This window comes from Paenibacillus sp. FSL H7-0331 (assembly GCF_001956045.1).
This window is the reverse complement of record NZ_MRTH01000012.1, coordinates 98,437-122,951: the sequence shown is the minus strand read 5'-3', so window position 1 is coordinate 122,951 and position 24,515 is coordinate 98,437. Positions and strand designations below refer to the sequence as shown.

At 47.4% G+C, this 24,515-nt stretch carries 20 protein-coding genes; 10 read left to right on the top strand and 10 right to left on the bottom strand.

Going from position 1 to position 24,515, the window contains the following annotated elements; genetic code table 11:
* Window positions 1-97: 97 nt before the first annotated feature.
* The 6 genes from sufB to BK127_RS19150 all read right to left on the bottom strand — a co-directional run bounded on the left by sufB (window position 98) and on the right by BK127_RS19150 (window position 6,101).
* The gene (gene sufB, locus BK127_RS19175; RefSeq protein ID WP_076233113.1) at window positions 98-1,495 is read right to left on the bottom strand and encodes a Fe-S cluster assembly protein SufB; all 1,398 of its coding nucleotides are present in this window, start codon (window positions 1,493-1,495) and stop codon (window positions 98-100) included.
* Window positions 1,496-1,547: 52 nt separating this feature from the next.
* On the bottom strand, window positions 1,548-1,976 hold the full coding sequence (sufU, locus tag BK127_RS19170; RefSeq protein WP_076233112.1) for a Fe-S cluster assembly sulfur transfer protein SufU: 429 nt from the start codon (window positions 1,974-1,976) through the stop codon (window positions 1,548-1,550).
* Entirely contained in the window at window positions 1,963-3,189 is a 1,227-nt protein-coding gene (locus BK127_RS19165) for a cysteine desulfurase (RefSeq protein ID WP_076233111.1), read from the bottom strand. The genes sufU and BK127_RS19165 overlap by 14 nt, the downstream gene beginning before the upstream one ends.
* Window positions 3,186-4,493 carry a Fe-S cluster assembly protein SufD gene (gene sufD / locus BK127_RS19160; protein ID WP_076233110.1) on the bottom strand — a complete coding sequence of 436 codons (1,308 nt, stop codon included), beginning with the start codon at window positions 4,491-4,493 and terminating at the stop codon, window positions 3,186-3,188. The genes BK127_RS19165 and sufD overlap by 4 nt, the downstream gene beginning before the upstream one ends.
* Before the next feature lie 26 nt (window positions 4,494-4,519).
* On the bottom strand, window positions 4,520-5,350 hold the full coding sequence (gene sufC / locus BK127_RS19155; RefSeq protein ID WP_076233109.1) for a Fe-S cluster assembly ATPase SufC: 831 nt from the start codon (window positions 5,348-5,350) through the stop codon (window positions 4,520-4,522).
* 166 nt (window positions 5,351-5,516) lie between these two features.
* Window positions 5,517-6,101, bottom strand: coding sequence for a DUF1802 family protein (locus tag BK127_RS19150; RefSeq protein WP_076233108.1), 585 nt, complete (start codon window positions 6,099-6,101; stop codon window positions 5,517-5,519).
* Between the two features lie 172 nt (window positions 6,102-6,273).
* On the opposite strand from BK127_RS19150, the gene BK127_RS19145 reads away from it, so the two are divergent.
* Window positions 6,274-6,447, top strand: coding sequence for an asparagine synthase (locus BK127_RS19145; protein WP_076233107.1), 174 nt, complete (start codon window positions 6,274-6,276; stop codon window positions 6,445-6,447).
* A 74-nt stretch (window positions 6,448-6,521) separates the two neighbouring features.
* Here BK127_RS19145 and BK127_RS19140 read toward each other — a convergent pair whose 3' ends face one another.
* On the bottom strand, window positions 6,522-6,713 hold the full coding sequence (locus BK127_RS19140; protein ID WP_076233106.1) for a hypothetical protein: 192 nt from the start codon (window positions 6,711-6,713) through the stop codon (window positions 6,522-6,524).
* Between the two features lie 272 nt (window positions 6,714-6,985).
* Here BK127_RS19140 and mtnK point away from each other — a divergent pair, with 272 nt between their 5' ends.
* The 6 genes from mtnK to BK127_RS19110 all read left to right on the top strand — a co-directional run bounded on the left by mtnK (window position 6,986) and on the right by BK127_RS19110 (window position 15,541).
* The gene (gene mtnK / locus BK127_RS19135) at window positions 6,986-8,197 is read left to right on the top strand and encodes an S-methyl-5-thioribose kinase (RefSeq protein ID WP_076233105.1); all 1,212 of its coding nucleotides are present in this window, start codon (window positions 6,986-6,988) and stop codon (window positions 8,195-8,197) included.
* Between the two features lie 15 nt (window positions 8,198-8,212).
* Entirely contained in the window at window positions 8,213-9,301 is a 1,089-nt protein-coding gene (mtnA, locus tag BK127_RS19130) for an S-methyl-5-thioribose-1-phosphate isomerase (RefSeq protein WP_076233104.1), read from the top strand.
* Window positions 9,302-9,460: 159 nt separating this feature from the next.
* The gene (locus BK127_RS19125; protein ID WP_076233103.1) at window positions 9,461-11,161 is read left to right on the top strand and encodes an efflux RND transporter periplasmic adaptor subunit; all 1,701 of its coding nucleotides are present in this window, start codon (window positions 9,461-9,463) and stop codon (window positions 11,159-11,161) included.
* A gap of 27 nt (window positions 11,162-11,188) precedes the next feature.
* A complete protein-coding gene (locus BK127_RS19120; protein WP_076233102.1) occupies window positions 11,189-11,944 on the top strand; it encodes an ABC transporter ATP-binding protein in 756 nt (251 codons plus the stop codon).
* A gap of 20 nt (window positions 11,945-11,964) precedes the next feature.
* Window positions 11,965-13,119: an ABC transporter permease gene (locus BK127_RS19115; RefSeq protein ID WP_256711369.1), complete on the top strand. Its 1,155-nt coding sequence runs from the start codon at window positions 11,965-11,967 to the stop codon at window positions 13,117-13,119.
* A gap of 94 nt (window positions 13,120-13,213) precedes the next feature.
* Window positions 13,214-15,541, top strand: a complete 2,328-nt coding sequence (locus BK127_RS19110) for a hypothetical protein (RefSeq protein WP_076233100.1) — start codon at window positions 13,214-13,216, stop codon at window positions 15,539-15,541.
* 92 nt (window positions 15,542-15,633) lie between these two features.
* On the opposite strand, the gene BK127_RS19105 is transcribed toward BK127_RS19110, so the two are convergent.
* Window positions 15,634-16,068, bottom strand: a complete 435-nt coding sequence (locus BK127_RS19105) for a MerR family transcriptional regulator (protein ID WP_076233099.1) — start codon at window positions 16,066-16,068, stop codon at window positions 15,634-15,636.
* Window positions 16,069-16,158: 90 nt separating this feature from the next.
* Window positions 16,159-17,316: a serine hydrolase gene (locus tag BK127_RS19100; protein ID WP_076233098.1), complete on the bottom strand. Its 1,158-nt coding sequence runs from the start codon at window positions 17,314-17,316 to the stop codon at window positions 16,159-16,161.
* A 336-nt stretch (window positions 17,317-17,652) separates the two neighbouring features.
* Between BK127_RS19100 and BK127_RS19095 the strand changes: the two genes are divergently transcribed.
* The 3 genes from BK127_RS19095 to BK127_RS19085 all read left to right on the top strand — a co-directional run bounded on the left by BK127_RS19095 (window position 17,653) and on the right by BK127_RS19085 (window position 21,162).
* On the top strand, window positions 17,653-18,372 hold the full coding sequence (locus BK127_RS19095) for a response regulator transcription factor (protein ID WP_076233097.1): 720 nt from the start codon (window positions 17,653-17,655) through the stop codon (window positions 18,370-18,372).
* Window positions 18,362-20,188, top strand: coding sequence for a sensor histidine kinase (locus BK127_RS19090; RefSeq protein ID WP_083689410.1), 1,827 nt, complete (start codon window positions 18,362-18,364; stop codon window positions 20,186-20,188). Before BK127_RS19095 ends, BK127_RS19090 begins: the two co-directional genes overlap by 11 nt.
* Before the next feature lie 116 nt (window positions 20,189-20,304).
* Window positions 20,305-21,162 carry an SDR family NAD(P)-dependent oxidoreductase gene (locus BK127_RS19085; protein WP_076233096.1) on the top strand — a complete coding sequence of 286 codons (858 nt, stop codon included), beginning with the start codon at window positions 20,305-20,307 and terminating at the stop codon, window positions 21,160-21,162.
* A 105-nt stretch (window positions 21,163-21,267) separates the two neighbouring features.
* On the opposite strand, the gene BK127_RS19080 is transcribed toward BK127_RS19085, so the two are convergent.
* Window positions 21,268-24,486: an alpha-mannosidase gene (locus BK127_RS19080; protein WP_076233095.1), complete on the bottom strand. Its 3,219-nt coding sequence runs from the start codon at window positions 24,484-24,486 to the stop codon at window positions 21,268-21,270.
* Window positions 24,487-24,515: the final 29 nt, after the last annotated feature.

Here is a 24,515-nt window from a genome sequence, read left to right as displayed (position 1 = left end):
CTTATGCATTTTTGTTGAAAAGCAAAAAGGCATCGCGCCTCCGAAGAGAAACGATGCCTTGCTATAACTGAATAGTAAGCCAGTATATGATTAAATATTAACCGATACTGCCTTCCATCTCGAACTTGATCAAACGATTCATTTCAACTGCATATTCCATTGGCAGCTCTTTGGTAAACGGTTCGATAAAGCCCATGACGATCATTTGTGTAGCTTCGGCTTCGGTTAATCCGCGGCTCATCAGATAGAACAATTGATCTTCGGATACTTTGGATACCGTTGCTTCATGCTCCAGTGTAATATTATCATTCATGATCTCATTGTAAGGAATAGTATCCGAGGTGGATTCTTTATCCATGATCAATGTATCACATTTGATATTGGCCTTAGAGCCTTGGGAATTGCGTCCAAATGATGCCAGACCACGGTAAGTTACTTTACCACCGTGCTTGCTGATCGATTTGGATACAATCGTGGAAGTTGTATCAGGTGCCAGGTGAGTCATCTTCGCGCCTGCATCCTGATGCTGTCCGCGTCCTGCTACAGCAATCGAAAGCACCATACCTTTAGCGCCGCGGCCTTTGAGTACAACAGCCGGGTACTTCATGGTCAACTTGGAGCCGATGTTGCCATCTACCCATTCCATCGTTGCATTTTCTTCAGCAACAGCACGTTTTGTAACCAGATTATAAATGTTTGGAGCCCAGTTTTGAATCGTCGTATAACGGGCACGGGAGTTTTTCTTACAAATAATCTCAACAACCGCACTGTGCAGAGAATTCGTGCTGTAAATCGGAGCTGTACAGCCTTCCACATAGTGAACAAAGCTGTCTTCGTCCGTAATGATCAACGTACGCTCAAACTGACCCATGTTCTCGGAGTTGATACGGAAGTAAGCTTGAAGCGGAGTATCCACCTTCACGCCTTTAGGTACATAGATAAAGCTTCCGCCTGACCATACCGCACTGTTAAGTGCTGCGAATTTGTTGTCGCTTGGAGGAATAATCGTACCGAAATGCTCTCTGAAAATTTCCGGGAATTCACGAAGCGCTGTATCGGTATCCGTGAAGATAACACCCTTATCCTCAAGATCCTTTTGCATACTGTGATATACGACCTCAGATTCATATTGCGCGGATACACCGGCAAGAAACTTTTGTTCAGCTTCAGGAATTCCAAGCTTATCAAAGGTTTCCTTGATTTCTGTAGGTACCTCTTCCCATGTCTTTCCTTGCTTCTCTGAAGGCTTAACATAGTACTGGATGTCTTCAAAATCCAGATCATCCATGTTACCGCCCCAACGCGGCATAGGCATTTTCAAAAACTGCTCAAAGGACTTTAAACGGAAATCAAGCATCCAGTCCGGTTCTTTTTTCATTGCGGAAATTTCCATAATGATTTCACGTGTTAAGCCTTTGCCGCTTTTGAAGATTGATTCATGTGTGTCACGAAATCCATATTGATAAGCTTCCATTTCGGGCATTTGCTTGGCCATAATAGGTAAACCTCCTTTAAAATATCGTTCGTTAGTTATATGATATTCGACTTTATTCCTGTCGTTGCGATTGTTCAATTCCCTTACGTAAGGCGTTCCATGACAACGTTGCGCACTTGATGCGTGCCGGAAATTTGTTCACCCCGGAGAGGGCCTCAATATCCTCGTATTCAAATTCTACAGGCTCGCCCTTCATGAGCGAGGAGAATTTGTCAGCCATCTCCAACGCCTCTTCGATTGTTTTGCCTTTGACAGCATCAGTCATCATCGAAGCGGAGGAAAGGCTGATGGAGCAGCCTTCACCAACGAATTTGGCAGCTTTCACCTTACCATTATCAATTTGCATCTGAAGCTGAATCTTATCGCCGCAGGTTGGATTGTTTAAGTCAATGGTGACAGCTTCATCTTCAAAGGTGCCGCGGTTACGAGGAGTTTTATAATGATCCATAATGACTCTACGATACAAATCATCCAATTGCATGGCCGAAGTACTCCTTTGTTTTTAGAAGCGAAGCAACCAGACGGTCAACATCCTCTTCCGTATTATAAAGGTAAAAGCTCGCCCGAGCCGTTGATGATACTTGCAGCCAACGCATTAAAGGCTGGCAGCAGTGATGACCTGCACGAATAGCAATTCCATCCGTATCCAGTACGGTTGCTACATCATGGGGATGAACATCACCTAAATTAAAAGTAACCAAACCGGCTCGATCCGTAAGTGGTCCATAAATCTTCAAATCCTCAATCTCACTCAAGCGCTCTACAGCATAAGCAGTCAGCTGCCTTTCGTGACGTTCAATCTCATCCATTCCGATGCTTTCCAGAAAATCAATCGCGGCGCCAAGGCCAACAGCTCCAGCAATGACAGGTGTACCCCCCTCGAACTTCCAAGGGAGCTCCTTCCAGGTAGAATCATATAGATCCACATGGTCAATCATTTCGCCGCCAAACTCGATAGGCTCCATATGCTCAAGCAGCGTCTTTTTGCCATACAGGGCACCAATGCCGGTTGGACCGCACATTTTGTGCCCTGATAAGGCGTAAAAATCACAATCAAGGTCCTGTACGTCAACCTTCAAATGCGGTGTGCTTTGTGCACCGTCAACGACCATCTTCGCACCATGACGATGCGCGATTTCCGCAATAGCTTTAACTGGATTCACAACACCAAGTACGTTGGAAACATAGGTAACCGATACGATTTTGGTACGCTCCGTGATCGTATCTTCCACGTCCTGCAGAAGAATTGAACCATCCTCCTGAAGAGGAATATATTTCAACACGGCACCGGTCGCTTTGGCCACCTGCTGCCATGGAATCAGATTACTATGATGCTCCATTGGGGTAATGACAATTTCATCCCCCTCCTGACAAATCACACGTGCATAACCAGATGCGACCATATTCAAAGCCGTTGTTGTGCCGCGGGTAAAAATAACTTCTTCCGTAGAGCCAGCATTAATGAATTTGGCTACCTTTTCACGTGCACCCTCATAAGCGTCAGTAGCTCTCGAACCTAACGTATGCACACCACGATGTACATTGGAGTTATCAAATTCGTAATAATGCTTGATCGCCTCAATAACGGACACCGGTTTTTGCGAGGTCGCAGCCGAATCCAGATATACCAGAGGATGACCGTTTACTTCCTGATGAAGGATGGGAAATAGTTGACGGATCTCTTTGGTATTCATTGTCCCAGCTTCCTTTCAACGAAGCGCTGCAGCTGTTCCTGGATGTTTTTCATTGGGATGATAGACACAACGGGTGCAAGGAAGCCATAAATAACCAGACGCTGTGCTTCTTCACGTGTAATCCCGCGGGACATCAAATAATGAATCTGCTCCGGATTTACTTGACCTACGCTGGCGGCATGTCCAGCCTTCACATCATCCTCATCGATGAGCAGGATCGGATTCGCATCGCCGCGTGCTTTTGGACTCAGCATAAGCACTTTTTCAGTTTGCTGGCCATTAGCGCCTGTCGCGCCCTTTTCAATCTTGGTGATTCCGTTAATAATCGCCGTAGCTGCATCACGCATAACGGCACGGGTAATCATGTCGCTGCTCGAGTTTTTACCAAAGTGAACGGCACGAGTGGTTACATTCAGCTTCTGTTCGTTGGTACCGACACAAATGATTTTGGCATCGGAGGTTGAGCCGTTGCCCTTCAAGAGTGATGTCGTATCCGACATGACATTGCCATAGTTCATCTCGCCGATTACCCAGTTCATCGTAGCATCCTGCTCAACAACAGCTCTCCGGTAGGAAAGATCCGTAACCGATTCGTCAAAGTTGTGGACCGAAGCATAATTGACAACCGCTCCTGGCTTCACAACAACCTCTACAACACCGTTCTGAACAAGATGATTCAAATCACCATGAGAAGCAAAATTATCGACATACGTAACATAGGAATGCTGCTCGGCAATGATAAGCACATGAGGCGAGAAGCACGCCTCAGCGTCATCAGTCAGGAATAAAGCCTGCAGCGGCAGTTCGACTCTTACATTCTTAGGTACATACAAGAACACGCCACCGCTCCATAGTGCTGTATGAAGAGCTGTCAGCTTGTTCTCATCCTTGTTAACCACACTCATGAAATACTGCTTAACCAGCTCTGGATGATTCGTTAAAGCTGCTTCAAGGCTTGAGAAGATCACGCCCTGCTTGGTCAGCTCCTCTGAAACATTCTGGAACACGATGCTGGAATTTCTTTGAATGATCAAGCTGGCTTGATCACTGTCATCCTGCAGCAGCGCTTTGGTGAATGCAGGCAGCTGTTCTGTTGAGGTTATTTCTGTTTCTGCTTTATGGGTTCCGAAAGAACGAAGGTTCCAACGGTCAATTCTTGTTTTTTCAAGCACGGGTAATTCCAACGATCCGGCCAATTCCAACGCTTCTGAACGCAGATTGGTCATCCACTCAGGCTCTTGTCTCGATTGTGACAGCTGCACGATGGCTTGACGATCGATGGGAAGAATGGCTTGTGTAGTCATATTTATTCCTCCTGTACGATTATCGCTTAGTATTTTGGACCTGAAGTGTTCATGGGGATTTTAAATTCTTCTTCCTGTCCGCCAACCGTCTCATCGTCAATGCCCAGCTCTTCCTTAATCCAGTCGTAGCCATCATTCTCAAGACGTTCTGCCAGTTCAGGTCCGCCCGATTTCACTATACGTCCTTGCATCATAACATGTACAAAATCCGGTTTTACATAGTTAAGCAACCGTTGGTAATGGGTAATAATCAAAAAGCTGCGGTCTTCGGAACGCATCGCGTTCACACCTGCTGCAACAATACGAAGGGCATCTATATCCAAACCGGAGTCGATTTCATCCAAAATAACAACACTTGGCTCAAGAAGCAGCATTTGCAAAATTTCATTACGCTTCTTTTCTCCACCTGAAAAGCCTTCGTTTAAATAGCGGTGCATAAACTCCGGATTCATTTCAAGCTCTTTCATTTTGCTTTCCATTTGTCGGATAAAGCGGATCAAGGAAATTTCGCTGCCTTCCTCACGGCGGGCATTAATTGCACTGCGCAGGAAATCGGCATTCGTGACACCGGTAATTTCACTTGGATACTGCATAGCAAGGAAAATACCTGCACGTGCTCTTTCGTCAACAGCCATTTCGAGAACATCTTCGCCATTGAGCGTGATCGCGCCTTCGGTAACTTCATATTTGGGATGACCCATGATAGTGGAAGCAAGTGTACTTTTACCAGTTCCATTGGGCCCCATGATTGCATGGATTTCTCCGCCCTTCATGGTAAGGTTCAAGCCCTTCAAAATTTCCTTGCCTTCGACAGTAGCTTTCAAACCGTCTATAGTGAATTCCGTTGTTTGTGCCATGATCTTATTTCCTCCATATTTAAAGTCTATATTTAGAGTGATTATTCTTATCTAATAATCATTATAAACTGATTATCATTGATTCTCAATGGTTTGAGGGTGCTGTTTGCAAATTATATACAAAACATGCCTCATAAAAGCAGCTTTTTGGGCTTTCTACTAGTCATTACCCTTTTAATGCGTTCTTGATTTGAGCAACGGCTCCCTCGAACACTTCATCTGTAATCACAGGCTTACGGGATGCGGTGTGGATCGTGCTGCTCTCCAATTGAATCCATGATTTGCAGCCTATGTAAGAAGGAATAATCGGCAGCTTGATCGGCACATCCAGCTCATACACCCGAAGAAGCATCACATGAAGCGGCTTGGTGCGCTTCCACTTTAATCTTTCCTCGGCAAATGTATCTGTCCATAGATGCAGCTCGCTCAGCTTGTTCAATTGATCCTGATCTTCTATTAGTATATCCTCTACCAGCTCAGCGTAACAATGAACTTCAACCTCTGAATCCTCAGTGCTCCAGCCCTCCAAAGTCAGATCCAGCTGATATTGATGATCCGGTTTAATCCATTGTTTTTTCTGATGCTCGTAGGTCGGGTACAGATAGAAGTTCTCGCTTTCAATATGGAAGTCCCGTGTTTCCTCACGAATCCCCCCTTTTCGCATGATCATAATTTGCCGACCTGCTCGCAGCGCTTCTATAGCTACGGCCCATTCCTTTAAAGCGACCGGCTTTAACGTGCTTTCCGTCATTACTCTCGCCTCCCTTCAAAAGAAATTATGAAGCCAGCTGTAATTCACAATACTCCATTATAAGATTGATCCGCCTGACAATGCAACTATTTGGCAAACATACATTTATCGATTTTACCCCAACCTATAGATGCATTCGAACATTCACTCAAAATTACGAGGAGGAACCATCATGAGAGAAGGACTTATTCCTACTGTTTTGGGTACAGCTGTGACGGCTTCAGGTGTTGCACTAAGGGGTAAGTACCCTATGGCCGCAGCAGCCGTAGCAGGCTTCGGATTGGCACATATGGTATTGGGTGCCATCGATCTTGTGGAGCATCGGGGTCGCGGCAAACAATTCTAAAACTGTTTGATGCAGAATGACAAAGGAAAGGGAGGGCCTAAGCCCTCCCTTTTCATATTGTGGGATTCCCTCAATTAGCGATTTGCTTGAGCCGTCCGGTTGGACTCGCTATTGACAACGAGCGCCGGCTCTTGAAATCGTTCAAATTGCTGATGATTAGCTTTATAAGGATTTGCAAGAATCGGCCCCCCTTGAGCCTGCATTCCGAGCGTTAGTATTATACCTACAGCGAACACTATAGACAGTAACTTTACAAGCAGCTTCATCCTATGAAACCCTCCCGATATGAATCGTATAGGAATAATATAGAACCTGAGCGTCATCGGTATATTATCTCCAGATGTATTTTTTGTAAATGACGTTCTGTTTCAGTCTTAACCCATCATCTGCTATTCCAAGCGAAGTCTCATTTTGCTATACTATAGGTTGGCAGTCTTATCGGATGAAGAGCATACTTGATGCATTTTTCCATGAAATTTTATAAGCAAATGCTTACGAGATTATTAGAATACCCAACTCGAAGGAGGAATATGAAACTATGACTACATATCACGCTTTGACAGAAGCAGAAGCAGTAGCCTACGCTCGCACCATACCTGACTTATTCACCGCTGGAAGTGAGCTTTCCAGTCATGAAATCGGGGACGGCAATTTGAATCTCGTATTTCATATTTCAGAGGCTTCGACAGGTAAAAGTATTATTTTGAAGCAGGCCTTGCCTTATGCCAAGGTTGTCGGGGAATCATGGCCGCTCACGCTGGACCGGGCACGAATTGAAAGTGAAGCCTTACAGATACAAGAATCCTTATGCCCCGATCTGGTGCCGCATGTGTATACGTATGATAAAGATTTGGCCTTAACAGTCATGCAGGATTTAAGTGATCATGTTATCATGCGTAAAGGGTTGATGGATGGCAACCGCTATCCATTGTTTGCCCAGCATATTGGACGTTTCATGGCCCACACGTTATTCTATACGTCGGATCTTGGCATGAACCAGCAGGAAAAAAAGCTGCGCGTCAAGCAATTCATCAATCCAGAGCTTTGCAAAATCACGGAGGATCTGATCTTTGATGATCCTTATCGCGATGCAGATACGAACGATATTCCTCCGGCTATCCGCAGCGAAGTTGAGGCTCTATGGGTCGATAAGGAGCTGCTGCTTGAGGTTGCTATTCTGCGCAGCGGCTTTCTGACCAAGGCTCAGGCGCTGCTTCATGGAGATTTGCACACTGGCAGTATTTTTATTACTGAGGATTCCACCAAGGTTATCGATCCCGAGTTCGCTTATTATGGTCCTATGGGCTTTGATATCGGTGCGGTATTTGCCAATCTGCTGTTGAATTATGCTGCACAGGAGGGCTGGAGCCAGGATCAATTGGCACGTGATGATTACCGCGGTTATTTGCTTGGAACGATCCGCGATATCTGGCATACGTTCAGTGGTGAGTTTCGCTCGATCTGGTCCCTGTATGGCGTAGACCGCGTATTTGCTGGGGAGAACTATCAGGAATGGTATCTGGAGCAGGTGCTTCGTGACGCGATTGGCTATACCGGATGCAAAATGGTCCGCCGCGTACACGGTCTTGCCCAGGTTGCCGACATTAATAAGCTTGAGGACGAAGCCGCCAAGGATCGCGCACGGCGCATTGCGCTTCGCATCGGCACGGCCCTCATCAAGCATAACCGTCAAGCTCAATCGATTAACGACCTGTTGGAGATTGCAGCCGAAGCGATTGAACAGAAATAGAAAGGAGCATCTGGGATGAGCATACAAGATCAACAGGAAGAAAAGAATAAGGCAGCCGATTGGCTGCAGTCGGTCCGCTGGAACTCGGCGACCCATAGTTTGGATTTGCTTGATCAACGGCAGCTGCCGGATGAAATCGTGTATTTGGAGCTGACAACATCCGAGCAGGTGTGGGATGCGATCAAGCAGTTGGCGGTACGCGGCGCGCCCGCAATCGGGATCGCAGCGGCGTACGGGGTTTATCTCGGCGCGCGGGATACAAGCGGCAGCCTGGAGCTGCTGCTTGCCGACACGGTCAAGCAGTGTGATTATTTGGCGACGTCGCGCCCGACGGCGGTGAACTTGTTCTGGGCGCTGGAGCGGATGAAGCAGCGTGCCACGGAGCTTGCTTCCGCTGGCGGCGAGCCGGAAGCGATGAAGCAGTCGCTGTTGGATGAAGCAAAGCTGATCCAGAGCGAGGACGAGGAAACGTGCCGGCTTATCGGCGTGCACGCGTTGGATTTGTTCGAGGACGGAATGGGCGTGCTCACGCATTGTAATGCCGGCGGTCTGGCGACAGCCCGTTACGGCACGGCACTAGCACCGATGTACCTGGCTCAGGAGCGCGGCATCCATCTCAAGGTGTTTGCCGATGAAACCCGGCCCGTGCTGCAAGGCGCACGTCTGACCGCGTTCGAGCTGCAGCAGGCAGGCGTTGATGTCACACTCATCTGCGACAACATGGCTGGAGTCGTGATGAGTAAAGGCTGGGTGCAAGCAGTCATTGTCGGTACAGACCGTGTCGCGGCCAATGGCGACGTAGCTAACAAGATCGGCACCTACAGCGTGGCTGTTCTAGCCAAAGCTCACGGGATTCCTTTTTATGTGGCATGCCCGATGTCAACCATTGATCTGAATACTGCCAATGGGGCAGACATTCCGATTGAGGAGCGTCATGAGGACGAAATTACACAAGGCTTTGGCAAACGCACCGCACCGAAGGGTGTTAAGGTGTTCAATCCTGCCTTCGATATCACACCGAATGAATATGTGACTGCGATTATTACAGAAAAAGGCGTAATCCGCGCCCCTTATCACGAGAATCTAAAAAAGCTTTTTGAATAGAAACTATCGACTTTAGGCAGCAGCTGCGATCCACGCGGCTGCTGCTTTTTATTTTCAACGTATGGCTTTCACATTTTTTCACACTTCATTCACATCCCGTTGCTACAATATTAGAAAACTGGCACCCCTCTGCCAAGTCGCTTGAAAGGAGAAGCTTGAATGAAATCTCGCTATAAAATAGGGATCATAGCAGCCAGCGTATTGGTACTTTGCGGAGCTGGAGCCTATTGGTATGTTTACTCTCAGCCCAAATCCCAGACGGCCAATCCACAAGAGAAAGTTCTCACGATTAAAAAAGGGACCATCCGATCTGTTGTATCCGGCACTTCTCAGTTCGAGGCCAGAGATATGCAGAATATTATAGCTACTGCCGATGGTACGATCAAAACGATGAATCTGACCCGCAATCAGGCTGTCAGCAAGGGGGATGTTTTGCTTGAAATATCGGTGCCCTCTCAGGAGATCAGCCTGCAGGAGGCCGAATCCACCCTTGTGCAGTTGCAAAAGGATTTGAGCGAATTGCAAAACCAGCAAAATCATTTGCAAATCGTGGCGCCTCTTAACGGTACCTTAAGCTTGAGCAGCAATTTGGACGTAGGCTCGAATGTCGGCAAAACGAGTCGCTTTGCTACATTATCCGATTCCTCCACGCTCATTACGAAGCTGTCTTTTGTACTGGAAAATGCCGTTCAGCTCAAAAAAGGCGATCTCATTGATCTTACCGTCGACGGATTTAATTTGACGAAAACCGCTAAGGTCGAAGCTATCGGGACTCAACCCAAGGCTGATGCCAACGGCGGTAAATTGCTTGAGGTTGACATCAAGGTAACCAATGACGGCACGTTAGCAGCGGGAATGAAGGTCAAGGGCAGCTTACAGCTGAATGGTCGGCTTGTGGAATCGTCCGATAAGGGCCTTCTTGATTACAATTCGATAGAAACGATTCTTACGAGCGCAAGCGGTGTCATTAAAGAATTGAAGGTGACAACAGGCAGCTATGTCAAACAAGGTGATGTGATTGCCTCGTTGTTCAACGATACCCTGCAAAATGACATTGCAAGCAAACAGTCTACGATAGAACGGCAAAAAAATACGATCAACGACCTGCAGGAAAAGGTAAAGCAGCTTACGATACGTGCTCCTTTTGACGGCGTGTTTTCTACCGATTTTGCCAATAAAAAAAGCAATGTGCTGGCCAGCTATCCAGTCGGCTCCAAGATTGAAGTGAATACGCTGCTCGGAGCTGTTGCCAGTCTTGATTATATGCAGCTGCCGATTCAAGTCGATGAATTAGACTTGCCCAATGTCAAAGCAGGCATGAAGGCTGCGGTCCGTGTAGATTCGATCTCCAACAAGGTGTTTGAAGGAGAGGTCAATCAAGTATCCACCGTAGGCACAACCACGAATGGGGTTACCTTTTTCGATGCGGTGTTATCTGTCAAAAATACGAGTGAGCTGCGATACGGAATGACGGCTACAGCCGAAATTATTATTCAGGATAAAAAGAATATCGTCCTGCTGCCTATCGAAGCACTTCAACAACAGCAAGGAAAGCGATACGTTACACTGCAAAAAGCGGATGGCACCAAGGAAGAGCGCCATGAGATAAAAATCGGAATCCGCAGCAAAACGGATATAGAAGTTACTGAGGGCTTGAACGAAGGCGACCAGGTCGTGGCAGCCTCACGTCAAAGAACACAAAATGCCAGTCAGGCCGATATCGACCGTCTCCGTCAACAATTTCAAGGCGGTGCTGGTGGTGCGGGAGCTGGCGGATTTCCTGCTGGCCCTGGTGGCGGTACTGGTGCTGGTGGCACAGGTGGCGGCGGCAACCAAAGAACGGGCGGGAACAATCGATAAATGTTACATAAGGAGGTATTTCCCGGGATGCATTCCATGATCGAACTACGCAATATTACCAAGGTGTATGAACGCGGCGCAGAGAAGCTGCACATTTTAAACGACCTCTCGCTGTCTGTGGCCAAAGGCGATTTCGTTGCTATAATTGGCCCCAGCGGTTCCGGTAAATCAACGCTTATGAATACGATCGGGTTGTTGGATATCCCGACTTCCGGCAGCTATCTACTCGATGGCGTAGCTACCGAAAAAATGAGCGATAATCAGCTGGCAGAGCTGCGGAACAAAAAAATCGGCTTTATTTTTCAACAATTCAACCTGCTGCCCAGGCTGAATGCTTTGGAAAATGTCGAGCTGCCGCTGATCTATTCAGGTCTCGGCAAAAAAGAACGGCGGGAAAAGGCAATGCGCATGCTCGAATTGCTCGGGATGGGTGCGCGTGGTCATCACAAGCCAAGTGAGCTATCCGGGGGTCAGCAGCAGCGGGTTGCCATCGCCCGAGCGTTATCAGGCTCTCCCTCCCTGCTATTGGCGGATGAACCAACAGGCGCACTTGACACCAAGACAGGCAATGAGGTTCTGGAGCTGGTCATAGATTTAAACAAGCAGGGTAATACGATTGTGCTGATTACACATGACAACCATATCGCCGAGCATGCCAGAAGGGTTATATCCATTCGGGATGGTGCGATCGTCAAGGATGAACGACTTTTGCCGCTGCCTGGCGAACAATCGCTGAGTGATTCCCCAACTGCAATAACTAAACCTTCTGAGGTGCAGGTATGAATCCGTTGGAATTATTGTATATGGCACTTCGTACAGTAACCGCAAATCCGATGCGAACTGTCCTGACCATGCTGGGTGTTATTATCGGGGTCAGCTCCGTTGTCACTCTGGTAGCCATCGGGCAAGGGGCCAGCGCCCAGATTGAAAAACAATATGAAAGTCTGGGCACCAACCTGATTGTCGTCAATACGCTGGGTAACGGACGCGCCACTCAGCTTGATTATGACGAGCTGATGTCACTTGAGCAGCTGCCCGAGATCGAAACCATTGCACCCACCATGGTCAAAAGCAATTCAAACATTAAATACGATCGTATCCAGGAAAAATATACGGTAGTTGGCACCAATGACCGCTATCTGTCACTGATGAAAGGTGAGCAGGCCTCAGGCCGGTTTGTCCTAGAGGCGGACATGGAGTTCCGCAATCCAGTAGCTGTAATGGGCAGTACTGTGGCCCAATATTACTTTGGAACTCTGGACCCGATCGGCGAGGATATCAATATCGATGGCATCGTTTTTACAATAGTTGGAACCTTAAAAACCAAAGGCTCCAACATGAGTGGAGTTTCATTGGATAATTCCGTCTTTGTTCCTTTGGAAACGGCACGACGTGCCTTTAAGCTTGGGAATATTCGCACTACTTATTTGGAGGCACCTACCAAAGAAGAGTTGTCCGCCGCGCAAAATACGATGAAGCAGTATTTGAGCTATAAATTCAAAAGCGAATCTGGATTTCAACTGGTGAACCAGGATGAATTGATGAACGCCCGTGTAGCAGCATCCAGCACCTTGAATAATCAACTGATTAGTGTTGCTTGCATTTCATTGCTTGTTGGCGGTATCGGAATTATGAACATTATGCTCGTGACGGTTAGTGAACGAACACGGGAAATCGGAATCCGTAAATCAATTGGAGCGAAACGCAGAAATATACTGCTCCAGTTTTTAATTGAAGCCACGGTGATCAGCGGTCTAGGCGGGATTATTGGCCTGCTGCTGGGAAGCGGAATTGCCATCGCTTGGCCGATGATCAATCCGAAGCAGACCACGCAGCTTTCTTTTGAGGTTAGCCTGTATGCCTTTTTATTCTCAGTTGCTGTAGGTATGATATTCGGGCTCTACCCTGCCAACAAAGCCTCCAAACTGCGTCCCATAGACGCACTGAGGACCGATTAGGGCAGTTACGCTTACGAAGATAGCTTTCCTGCGGAAAGCTCAGTACCGCTTACGAAGAAAGCTTTCCTACGGAAAGCTCTTAGGAGGGAACCATATGAAACGCAATGATAGATGGTCTTTACCTGCAAAAAAATGGCTGGTAGCGGCAGCGGTTTGTACGAGCAGCTTGTTAGCTGTCACACCATCGGCTATGGCCGGGAAAGAGGGTGTATTTGTCGCCACAGATGCTTATTTCACTCTGGAGAACGCCGCTTTTACTTCCGGGAACGCTTCAAGCTCCATACAATTTTCATTGAACATGCACAATGGCAGCGAGAGCGATATAGATTTTAATAGCTATGGAGTTCGTATTGTTGATGGACAAGGCAATCTGTTTCCTGCCCAATTGACAAGCAAGCAAAATGCTCGCGTGAAGTCAGGAAAGGATCAGGAGTTCCGTTTTTATTCAGAAATGGCAGCGGGAGAACACCCTGATGAGCTTACTATCAATTTGTTTGCGTGGGATGACAGTCAGCCTACTTTTATGAGAAGCATTGGCGATTTATCGGTTTCTGACGCAGTCACTTCCTTCTATGATGCATCCAAGCAAATTCTGATTCCCATGAACGAGCTGGATGCGTCTTATTCCAAGGAAGTTCAAGTGGCTATGCGTCTTGGACGCAGCTACAGAATTAACGAAAATGGCAATAGCTACATCTATACCGAATTATTTGCTCAAAATGGAGATAAAGCGACTTTAAGCCTGCCTAACAGCTTGCAGTTTCGTTTACATGCTTCTGATTCATTGAAATACAGCAGCTCCTTCGTTGAAGGCATCCAACAATCTCTACTGCCTGGCAAACTAACCAAGCTTATGATCCGCACCCCGGTACCCGACAATTTTGTAATGAATAGCACACGTATGGATGCTTTTTACGTCAGCGAAGCGGAGGATCATGTACTTGGAGCATTGGCCCTAACCGAAACCGAAATCAAAGTGCCTGTTGGCAAAGAGCAGCCCTATTCCCTGTTCGGTACTGATAACAGCCTTATGATCGTGGCAGACAAAGTGATAGCAGTCAAACAAACCGAAGGCGTTCTTTTACAAACAACAATTAAAATCCGTAATGATAGTAATGCCGCTGCAGCGCTCCCCGCATTAACCGGGTCCTATCAGTTTGGTACAGGGGCCATGGAGGCAAGCCAGGAGCAGTCACTGCGAAGCGGCTTCCTGTCACCAGGTCAAACTGCAACCGTTCAGTATTCGATCCTGCTGCCTGACGGTATCGAGCCTCAAACCGTTAGTCTTGTTTTATTTGAGAACGCCACTGCGGTAACCAATACGAATACCAACAATAACAATTCAAACAATAACAATTCAAACAATAATACATCAAATAATAATGGCAACGGCTCGGGCAGCGGAAATACGAATACATCCAGCAATTCAGGAGCAGCTGCAAATTCCGGCAGCAGCTCGACGGTTAACGAATCGGCAGCCAATGGCGGTACTGGTGGGAATACGAATTCAGGTGCAAATGCTTCAAACAATTCAGGTAATGCAAGCTCCAACACAACAAACCGCAGCAATACTACGGTTAAACGTCCTGTTATGCTGTTTGATTTGAGTCATGTGGAGTATGCGAATAATGCTGCGATACAGGCCAAGCCCTATGAAATGGGGACACCTATGAGCTTTGCTTCTAATGGCTGGCTGGACACGAATATCGGCGTATCCTTAATGGAGCTTCATATCCATGAAAACAGTGATTTTGGTTATCGAACCGCTATTGCCAAATACAAGCTTACCAACAATGGAGGCAGCCCCCTTGTACTGCCAACACTTGGAACCGAACTCATTAATGGACAAGGACTTGCTTTTGCCGGAGTCAGACAATCAGCAGCCATCAGTCAAATCATGCCGAACACAAGCTATGTCGTATCCTATTCTTACATGCTGCCTACCACGGAAATGGGCACCCAGCTCGCGCTGAACGTATTTGACCCTAAATCCACGGCTGCGAGCAAGCTGTCTGTCGGTACGTATCAGGTAGTCGTACAAAATGAATCGATTGATAAAACCATTAGCTTGTATCCGTTCCAGCTTAGCTTTGATGCTTATGCCATTACAACCTTATACAGCTCCAATGCCTACAACTATGTATTGAAAATGGACTTAACCGTAAACCGTCAGGAGCAGGTTATCGTTGATCCTAATTTCTCGCAGCTTGAATTCGAGCTGGTCGATGGGCTTGGACGTTCTCTGGGGTCGCAAACAGCCAGCTTCACAGGAACCCAGAAGCTTATAACCGGAAACCAAAAAATCACCTTCAGCAGCATCAAAACCGAGCAATTTGAAAATGATTTAACGATCAATGTGTATGAAACGATCACGACGCCTAACGGTCCTGCCAAGCGGCTCGTCAAACAACTGCGGCAATAGCAAATTGTGAATTAAGCTCGATCCCTGTTAAACCAACAAGGGCTGACCCCAGAATAACTTTTGGATCAGTCCTTGTTTATTTTTTTAACAAATCACTTCTGAAACATCGGCTTTCGTACATGTTCACCTGAGATCGAGCAGGCTGGCTCAGCGGAGCTTCCCGTTTTGTTGAATCTCGATTCGAAGGAATCAATAAAATCAATAATCTGCTGCAAGGAAACCATTTGATTGTAGATTTTTTCCTTATGGCTCTGAATCTTGGCATACAGCTCAGGAAATTCAGTGAGATCATCGTCATACGATAAATTCAAAAAAGGCTTCATTTCATCCAGCGACATTCCCGTTTTTTTGAGACATATGATGAGCTTCATCGTAGCAATATCCTCAGGATGATAGATACGATGTCGGTTTTCCTTACGTTCTGCTCGCGGAAGAAGGCCGATTTTCTCGTAGTAGCGAATCGTATCTTCTGATAATTCGGTCTGCTCCGCAGCTTCTTTAATCGTGTATACATGAACCTCGCTCAACCTTTTCACCCACCTCTTTCTTCAATTGATTCGATTATATAACTTGGAGCCAACTCCAAGTCAAGTATCATACATTTACCCATTTCCTTATTATTTATTCAATGGTCTTTGTGTGCTGTCCATACCTGCTGCAGCTTTGGACCGGAAGTCGGCGTTCTTAAGCAGTTCCACTTCAAAAGCGTTCAAGCTGGCACTCAGCTTCATCGCCTGTATTTCGTCCAGATTGTTGAAGAAGATCGCAAGCTCCGTCCGGTTGCCCTCTTTGTCGGTCGCGTACATCGCATCTGTAAGTACAAATGCAGTCGATCCGCCCTTGCGACCCGCATGTTCAAACATCGAACGGTTTGCCGGATTTTCCATAAGTCCCTCCATAATGATATCCAGATTCTTCTGTACAGCTGGAGCAAAATAGGTTTTGCCGTTCATTTTGGCTAGCAAGCTGGCATAATCAGCAGTCGATGCCGCAATTAGCTTATCGGAATTCATACGATCCAGCTTCTCATTGTACCAGTCCTTGATGTTGGCTTGTCGCTTATAAGCGCCATCGTTGTCTTGCCTCAGCTTCTCATGAATGCCCACCGCCTTTACACGAAAAACCTCCATTGGCATGTCTTTCAGCTCCGTTATGGCCTTGGCCAGCGCATCATTCCGTTCCAATCCAGGGTAGGTTTGCATCAACTCATAGGGAATGAGTAAGCTCGAGACAAACGGATACAGAGGCTCGTGGCTTTTCATACCCAACTCACCGATATTCCGGTTAATGTTCGCCAAACCAAGCTTTTCCATCAAGTACTCCGTATTTGCATTTGAGCTAAACATGATCATTCCCTTAGCTACTTCTTCTAACGTTACAGCTCCGTCTCTTACCCGCTGCTTGCTTTCCATATCACTAAGCCAGGAAGGATGCGCACCCCCGTCCAAATCTGGCAAATAATACGACTCCAGCTTTTGCAGCAATACCGGTTCATCCGGCTTAACCGTTCCCGCTGCAGCCTGCTTCGCGTACTCGATCGCGACGATGATTTTGACTGTGCTGGCTAGCGGCATCGGCCGATCCGGCTCAGTTTGCGCCACGATCACACCATTGCTGACGAGGGTGACGGAAGCTTGCTCCGGATGTTTTTTGACAAATTCCCACACGTAATCAGCATTTGGCTTCCCCGCCCACACGAGGGTCCCAATGATCCATCCAGCTAACCCAATAATGAGTACGACAACAATAATGACGATCCACACCCATTTTTTCACCCTTTACCCGCTCCTTCATCTCTTTGCGCTCTTTTCGCCTTCTCCTGTTATCTTAAAACATTCAGCTTTCTTGAAACGAAACCTTGTCTTACGTTTACCTTACTTTTGTAAGGTCCTGAGAGCATATTTGAAGCTGTCTATGGCTAACCAGCGGCATGTAGGAGAGGAATGACTGTGCCTGTTATAAAACCTCTGAAGCCATTTCGTTAAGGCTCCGTTAAGATTTCGTTTGTCTGTACGTAAGAAATCGATGATACAATAAAACTTGAAGCTATTACTTGATGCAAGCCTATTTAAAGGATTCAAATACACTCATGGCTAGGAGCGATACGAACAATGAATGACGCCAAGCTGCTGCTTGTCGATGACGAGCCAGCCATTTTGCGAATGCTCCAAACAGTGCTAACCAAAGAAGGCTTTACCCATATCGATACGGAATCGTCCGCGGAAGGTGCGATTGCAGCTTGCCGAAGCAAGACCTATGATTTTATTCTGCTTGATGTGATGCTGCCTGGTCAAAGCGGATTTGACATCTGTCCGTTTATTCGCGCAACGACGGATGCCCCGATTTTTTTTATTACGGCACGAACGACCGATTTTGATAAACTGACCGGCTTTGCTGTCGGAGGTGATGATTATATCGTCAAGCCCTTCAATCCACTTGAGGTCGTTGCCAGGATTAAAGCTCATTTGCGGCGTTACCAGCGGCAAGCCACACCGATCTATCCCACAACCGTGGTTCATCATTTTGGACGTTTTGAGGTGGATGAAGGTGCCGGCGAGCTCAGAGTTGAGGGTATACCGGTAGATTGCCCCGCTCAAGTATTTCAGCTGCTTCTATTTTTGTGTAAGCATCCAAACCGCATGTTCAGCAAAAAAACGCTGTACGAACGTGTATGGGGCCAGGATAGTCTAAGCGATGACAATACCGTGATGGTACATATTCACCGGATTCGTGAGCGGATCGAACGTTATCCTGCCAAGCCAGAGTATTTGCTGACCGTACGCGGTCTCGGCTATAAGCTGGTGCGCAGAGGTGAGACGCGTGAGCGATAAACAAAAAAGCATAACCGACAGTAATCTGACAGATAGCAAACCGCTCTTACTCCATCGGAGACCTGACTCATTACGCATCATTACCAAACGGCTGATCACTCAGTTCGTCGGCCAATTCGCGATCGTCGGCTTTATTGCCTTGGTGCTTATGGCCGTAGCCCTGTTCTTTATGCTTATAAGAATGAGCCAGCTCGATATGAATCGCAGCTTCACCAGCTCAGGCTTGCAGCTGCTTGTAGATTCATTGGAAATCAAGAGTGGGCAAATTACATTTGACCCCAAGCTGCTAACCGAAGTGAAGGAAAGTGGAGGTTGGCTGCAAACCTTAGATGAGCGCGGCAACGTTACTTCTTCGCATTATACTCCCGTCGATGTACCGAACCATTATAATGCTGGCGAGTTGGCGGCCATCTGGTCACGCAAGCAACCTTTTCCGTATTCACTGTATATTTGGATTGAATCCAAAGACGGCGTTGATTACACACTGCTGTACGGAACCCAGGACACAGGCCACTTACTCGCGCAAAAAGCTGCTGAATCCGCGCTGATAACAGATCGAACGATCCAGCTGCCGAATAATCTGGAACACGAAATCAGGGAAAGCGGAGGCTGGCTGCAACTACTGGATGGCGACATGAAGGAGCTAGCCTCATTGGGCAAATCAGAAGGGGCACCTTCCTCATATAGTCTGCAGGATTTTATATTGCGGTCGGAATATGCGGATCGGTATGCTGCCAAATTGTCATCCTTTTTCGACGAGCGTACAGCACAAACATGGGTTCTTCATATGCCCTTACCCGCCAGCTCACACAAAGGTTTATTCGGCTCCATACAATCTGTGATGATATTCGGATTTGCCGGTTTGCTTGCCGTTGTCCTGCTTGTTTTTATCATTCTTGCCTTTGTCTATGCTCATCGATTCGGTACGCCGATTCTGCATATGATGGATTGGCTGCAGCACCTGGCAAATGACGATTATAAGGAGCCGACCGATCGTAAAGGCCGCCCGCGAAGCATTCACAAGGATCAGAAGCTCAAAAGACGGTATCGATTATTTACGGAAATTTTCACTTCCCTTTCCCGATTGTCCGATACGCTTAAACGCAATGAGGATATGCGAATTAGATTGGAAAGAACAAGGGAGGAATGGATTGCCGGAGTTACCCATGATTTGAAAACACCGCTGTCCTCCATAGTAGGATACGCTCACATGCTGGAGGCTGACGACTATGAATGGACGCGTGAAGAGGTGCGCGAATTCGCAGCAATTATGAAGGAGAAAGCGTCCTATATGGACGCGATGATTGGAGATTTGAGCATTACATACCGGTTGAAAAATGAAGCTCAGCCGCTTTCCTTTGAAAGGGTTGAGATGAATGCATTCATCGAGCGAGCCATCATACGACTGCTGCAGGACCCGCGTTTGTCGGCTGCCAACGTCGCCTTAACCAGAATGGATCAGGAGCTGTACTATCCGATTGATCCCGGATGGTTTAACCGGATCATCGATAATATCGTAGCCAACGCAGTTCTGCACAATCCTCCCGGCACAGCCGTCCGTATTTCGCTTTCCACGCAGGACGATCAAGGTTTCGTTATCCTGGTCAGCGACAATGGACAAGGCATGGACGAAGCGACTGCCGAGCTGCTGTTCGAAAGGTATTTCCGGGGCACGAATACGGAAGAAAACGATCAAGGAACCGGACTCGGTCTGGCCATTGCCAAACAGCTGGTTCTCGCGCATGGTGGTACTATCGAGGTACAAAGCGCCTATGGCGCAGGTACAGTTATTCGCATGGCTTTTCCTCCGAAGTAACGTAGGCTTCTCTGAATATGTCTTTTACCACGCTTGACTTGGAGTCGACTCCAAGTTATACACTGAATCCATCGAATCGAAACCTGAATCGAAACTAAACGATGGAGGTCATCATAATGAAGACAAGGGGACAAGATCAAACTGCTCTTATTACAGGTGCAAGCAGCGGAATCGGGCTCGAATTAACCCGCAAAATGCTGGCAGAAGGTTGGCAGGTCATTGCACTGATCCGCTCGGGATTCCCCGAGGACGACACACGGATTCAGAAGTGCCTTGACGCAGGTCAGCTTAGGATTTTCAAAGCTGACCTTACCGATTTCAACAATTTGAAGCATGCTCTGCGCCAGATCAAAGCTGCTGAGGTGAAGATCGATCTGTTGTTCAATAACGCAGGCGGCAGCTTCCCGGAGCTTAGCTTTTCCAAACAGGGACGTGAGATGCATTACGAGCTGCAGACTGTAGTGCCCTACATGATTTATATGGAGCTGAAGGAGCTTGTTCAACGGGGAGACTTGAAAACCATCGTGAACACCTCTACCCATGCTTTTAAATATTTCAAGCATTTTGATCCCGACACACTGGAGCATCCTGCCGTATTCAAAAAGTTATTCGGTCCATATGCAGCTTCCAAGCTCGCGCTTTCCCTGTGGACGCAGGAGATCGCTCCTATAGTCGCCAATGAGGGAATCAGGATTCTTAGTGTGGATCCAGGTGGCAATAACACGATCAGAAAAGGTAAAAATCCAGGATTGCCGTTTTATATTAAACCGATTATGCAGCTATTTTTTCCACACCCGAGTAAAGGAGCTTCGCTTCTGTACGAAGCTGCTTTGGGTGAAACCAACCATCCGTCTGGCGTCTTTCTTGTACAAGGAAAGGTCACGGAGTTGAAGTTCGGCGAGCATGGCCGTAACCTATTGGAGACAATAAGTTCCATCTACAAACGGGAATTCGCAGCAGACAGAACGATTTAAATGATTGTGTAAAGTTTAAAGCCCGCAAAAAAAGCCTGACGTCCAAGCAAATTGGAAGTCAGGCTGTCGTTGCAGTGCTGCTTATATGTCGATCTAGAGTTAGAGTTAGCCTTTGACAACATCAATCAGCAGTGTCTTGATCTCATAAGGTTTAATAGCCAGACGAATAACGGAGGTGTTCGACGATTCACCAATCGGCCGCTCCATCAAGTCGCATTCCTGCCAGCCGCGAATCGTGTAATCACTGTTCAATTCAATCGTTCCGCGCTGTCCTCCAAACTCGTGGAAGCGCAGTACAACGCGACCATCGTCCTCGGATTTTTTAACGGCATCTACATGCACGTATCCGCCTGTTAACCTGAATAACGATGCAGGCGCATCAGAAGCACCCGGTTTGCTCGACATTGGGGCGTTCAAATCCCAAGCCTCAACAGCCGTTCCGCCTTCAATCCAATCTCCCGCATGCGGCAGCAAGGAGTAAGTGAAAGCATGATGCCCTTGGTCTGCCTGATCATCGGGAATCATTGCCGATTTGATCAGTGTCAGCCGCATCACATTGTCCTTAATATCGTAGCCGTATTTGCAATCGTTGAGCAGACTTACTCCATAACCGCGCTCCGATAAATCAGCCCATTGGTGCCCGACAACCTCAAAGCGTGCATAATCCCAGCTAGTGTTCCAATGTGTTGGCCGTTTCACATTCCCATATTGAATATCAAAGGTCGCTTCCGTCGAACGTACCTCAACCGGGAATGCAGCTTTTAACAGCTTGCGCTGCTCATGCCAATCGATTTCATTCACAAAATCAATTCGGCGTGAATCGCGATAAAGAACCATTTGCTGCACGATGGAAGAATCCTTGTAGGTCCATTTAAACGTCACTACAGCACGAAGTGGTCCGATTTCGCTAATGATAGCTGAAGTTAAATGAGTAATTTCTTCCTTCTTCTCCTGGTAATAAATATCAATATCCCAAGCCTCATGTCTGCTTTTCGGTTTATCCTCAAACACCTGCAGCACGTTGCCGCTGAAGCCCTCCGCCAACACTTCACGCTGTGCCATTTTGTCCCAAATCGAAGTCAATTGCCCTTGTTCATTCCATGTCAGTACGTAATGAGGCGTTTCAATCCCATTGGGCAATGAAGTGAACACTTCTGGGTGCGAATCCGTGATAGGCTCACTATTAATAAGATTATTGGATACAGCGTAAATCGTCGAATAACCCATGGAGGCGATTCCGTTCAACTGCACCCACCATCCGGCAGCATCCTGCTGTGCAATGAGGGCATGACCCTGCGCATCCGTCCATTCCACATGGCGGTTAGCAGCCAGGAAACCATCGTACCTCACTTGCACCAGACCTGTTCTTTCCCAGCCTGCGCTGTTCCATACCGTATATACCGCTTTGTCTTCAGAAGCTTGCGATGTGCTTGCTGTATTGGCTGAGTTAGTGGCAGCAGACGTGACAATTAGCGCTTCCTCGGCTTGGTCGCATGCGAGCTGCAGCAGCTTCTCTGCTTCTGCATATTCTAGCGTCGAATCCTCATAAACCTCTTTAATCGAAGAGCCTGGAATAATATCATGAAACTGATTCCGAAGCACAATTTTCCAGGCCTCGTCGATTTTTTCCTTTGCATAAGGATTCCAATTTCCTTGGATTAAGCTGCCGATAACGGCCAGCCATTCCGCTTCGCGGGCAAGCAATTCCAGCTTACGATTCATCAGCTTGTTATATGCCTGGCTCGTATAAGTACCACGATGCAGCTCCAGATACAGCTCTCCATCCCACGTATGCACATACTCCTTTGTTTCCCCTATCGTTTGGTGCAGTTCGGTGAAATAATCATCAACACGACCTGTGGTTACTTGCGGAATACCTGGCAATTCAGCAAGCCTGCGGCGCAGCTCCAGCATTTCTCTATTAACGCCACCACCACCGTCTCCATATCCATAGGCCAACAGCAGCTCCTGATTGACACCCTTGTCACGATATGTTTCCCAAATCCCATTAACTGATCTGGCTGTTACCTCTCCGTTATACGTATACAGCCAGCCGCCGTCACCTGCATCAGGATCAGGTGTCGTAATAAAATGCGTTAATACCTCTGTGCCATCAATCCCCCGCCATTGAAAAGTATCATGCGGCATACGGTTATATTGATTCCAGCTAATTTTGGTCGTCATGAAGGTATCGATCCCTGATTTTCGCAAAATCTGCGGCAGCGCCCAGCTGTAGCCAAATACATCCGGCAGCCACAAATAAGTGCATTCCGCACCAAATTCCTCACGAAGAAACCGCGTACCATAGAGCAGCTGTCTGACCAAGGACTCCCCAGAGGTCAGGTTGCAATCCGCTTCCAGCCACATGCCGCCTCCAGCTTCCCAGCGTCCTTCCTTGACTCTCACCTTGATTTGCTCATACACTTCCGGATAGTCGGTTTTGATATATTCATACAGCTGAGGCATTGTCTGTAGGAACACATAATCCGGGAACTTTTCCATCAAACGCAGAACCGTCGAAAAAGAACGCACCGCTTTCTCCCGCGTATGCTTAAGCTGCCACAGCCAAGCCACATCAATATGCGTATGCCCGATACAGCGGACCGTCACGGCATGATGCTTTGGAAGCTCCTTGACCGTTGCCCTCAGCAGCTGTGCCGCGGCGCTTACCGATGCGTAAAAATCATCCGAGCCCGGTCGGGACCAATCCACTAACAAAAAAGCCTGATCAACCGCAGACAGCAATGTTTGCCGCTCCGGTGAATGCTCATGAATCACTTTGGCAACACTGAGTGCTGCACGAGCTGTATAATACAGATCATCTGCCGTCTCATCCAGCCAGCACAGCTCGGCACGCTTCAATTGATGCTCCATAATCGCCTTGGAATTATAGCCGCCCAAACCGCTCCACAATCTGAAGCATAACCCAAGGGTTGCTCCCGCCGCCTCTTCGAAAAAAACCTCCTGATGATTGGAGTCGACACCTTGATAAGGTTGTCCATTCACATACAGCAGCGACTCAAAACCTGAGCTTCCTCCTGTTTTACCAAAATCAAACCGGCCCAACACCTTCTTGCCCTGCCATTCCTTCGGCACCACCACATCAGCTGCCAGCCACAGATAACGGTCACGACCCTGCCAATATTCGCCCAATGACATTTCCTTCGTATCTGGAGACTGCGTTAAAGGTAATACGGGGCGTCCACCAATGTCACCCTCGGGATCCTCCAGGCTTTGAAAAGCTGGAATCGATAATCGATCTCTATAACGAAATTCATCAAGCTCAAGCACGCGGGCGTTCAATTTTTCCCAAACATAAAACATTCAGATCACTCCTTGTATTGGATATAACA

Excerpts from the sequence above, each read along its gene's own strand:
- sufB (WP_076233113.1), bottom strand. The coding sequence starts at position 1,495 with ATGGCCAAGCAAATGCCCGAAATGGAAGCTTATCAATATGGATTTCGT.
- sufU (WP_076233112.1), bottom strand. The coding sequence starts at position 1,976 with ATGCAATTGGATGATTTGTATCGTAGAGTCATTATGGATCATTATAAA.
- BK127_RS19165 (WP_076233111.1), bottom strand. The coding sequence starts at position 3,189 with ATGAATACCAAAGAGATCCGTCAACTATTTCCCATCCTTCATCAGGAA.
- sufD (WP_076233110.1), bottom strand. The coding sequence starts at position 4,493 with ATGACTACACAAGCCATTCTTCCCATCGATCGTCAAGCCATCGTGCAG.
- sufC (WP_076233109.1), bottom strand. The coding sequence starts at position 5,350 with ATGGCACAAACAACGGAATTCACTATAGACGGTTTGAAAGCTACTGTC.
- BK127_RS19150 (WP_076233108.1), bottom strand. The coding sequence starts at position 6,101 with ATGACGGAAAGCACGTTAAAGCCGGTCGCTTTAAAGGAATGGGCCGTA.
- BK127_RS19145 (WP_076233107.1), top strand. The coding sequence starts at position 6,274 with ATGAGAGAAGGACTTATTCCTACTGTTTTGGGTACAGCTGTGACGGCT.
- BK127_RS19140 (WP_076233106.1), bottom strand. The coding sequence starts at position 6,713 with ATGAAGCTGCTTGTAAAGTTACTGTCTATAGTGTTCGCTGTAGGTATA.
- mtnK (WP_076233105.1), top strand. The coding sequence starts at position 6,986 with ATGACTACATATCACGCTTTGACAGAAGCAGAAGCAGTAGCCTACGCT.
- mtnA (WP_076233104.1), top strand. The coding sequence starts at position 8,213 with ATGAGCATACAAGATCAACAGGAAGAAAAGAATAAGGCAGCCGATTGG.
- BK127_RS19125 (WP_076233103.1), top strand. The coding sequence starts at position 9,461 with ATGAAATCTCGCTATAAAATAGGGATCATAGCAGCCAGCGTATTGGTA.
- BK127_RS19120 (WP_076233102.1), top strand. The coding sequence starts at position 11,189 with ATGCATTCCATGATCGAACTACGCAATATTACCAAGGTGTATGAACGC.
- BK127_RS19115 (WP_256711369.1), top strand. The coding sequence starts at position 11,965 with ATGGCACTTCGTACAGTAACCGCAAATCCGATGCGAACTGTCCTGACC.
- BK127_RS19110 (WP_076233100.1), top strand. The coding sequence starts at position 13,214 with ATGAAACGCAATGATAGATGGTCTTTACCTGCAAAAAAATGGCTGGTA.
- BK127_RS19095 (WP_076233097.1), top strand. The coding sequence starts at position 17,653 with ATGAATGACGCCAAGCTGCTGCTTGTCGATGACGAGCCAGCCATTTTG.
- BK127_RS19085 (WP_076233096.1), top strand. The coding sequence starts at position 20,305 with ATGAAGACAAGGGGACAAGATCAAACTGCTCTTATTACAGGTGCAAGC.
- BK127_RS19080 (WP_076233095.1), bottom strand. The coding sequence starts at position 24,486 with ATGTTTTATGTTTGGGAAAAATTGAACGCCCGCGTGCTTGAGCTTGAT.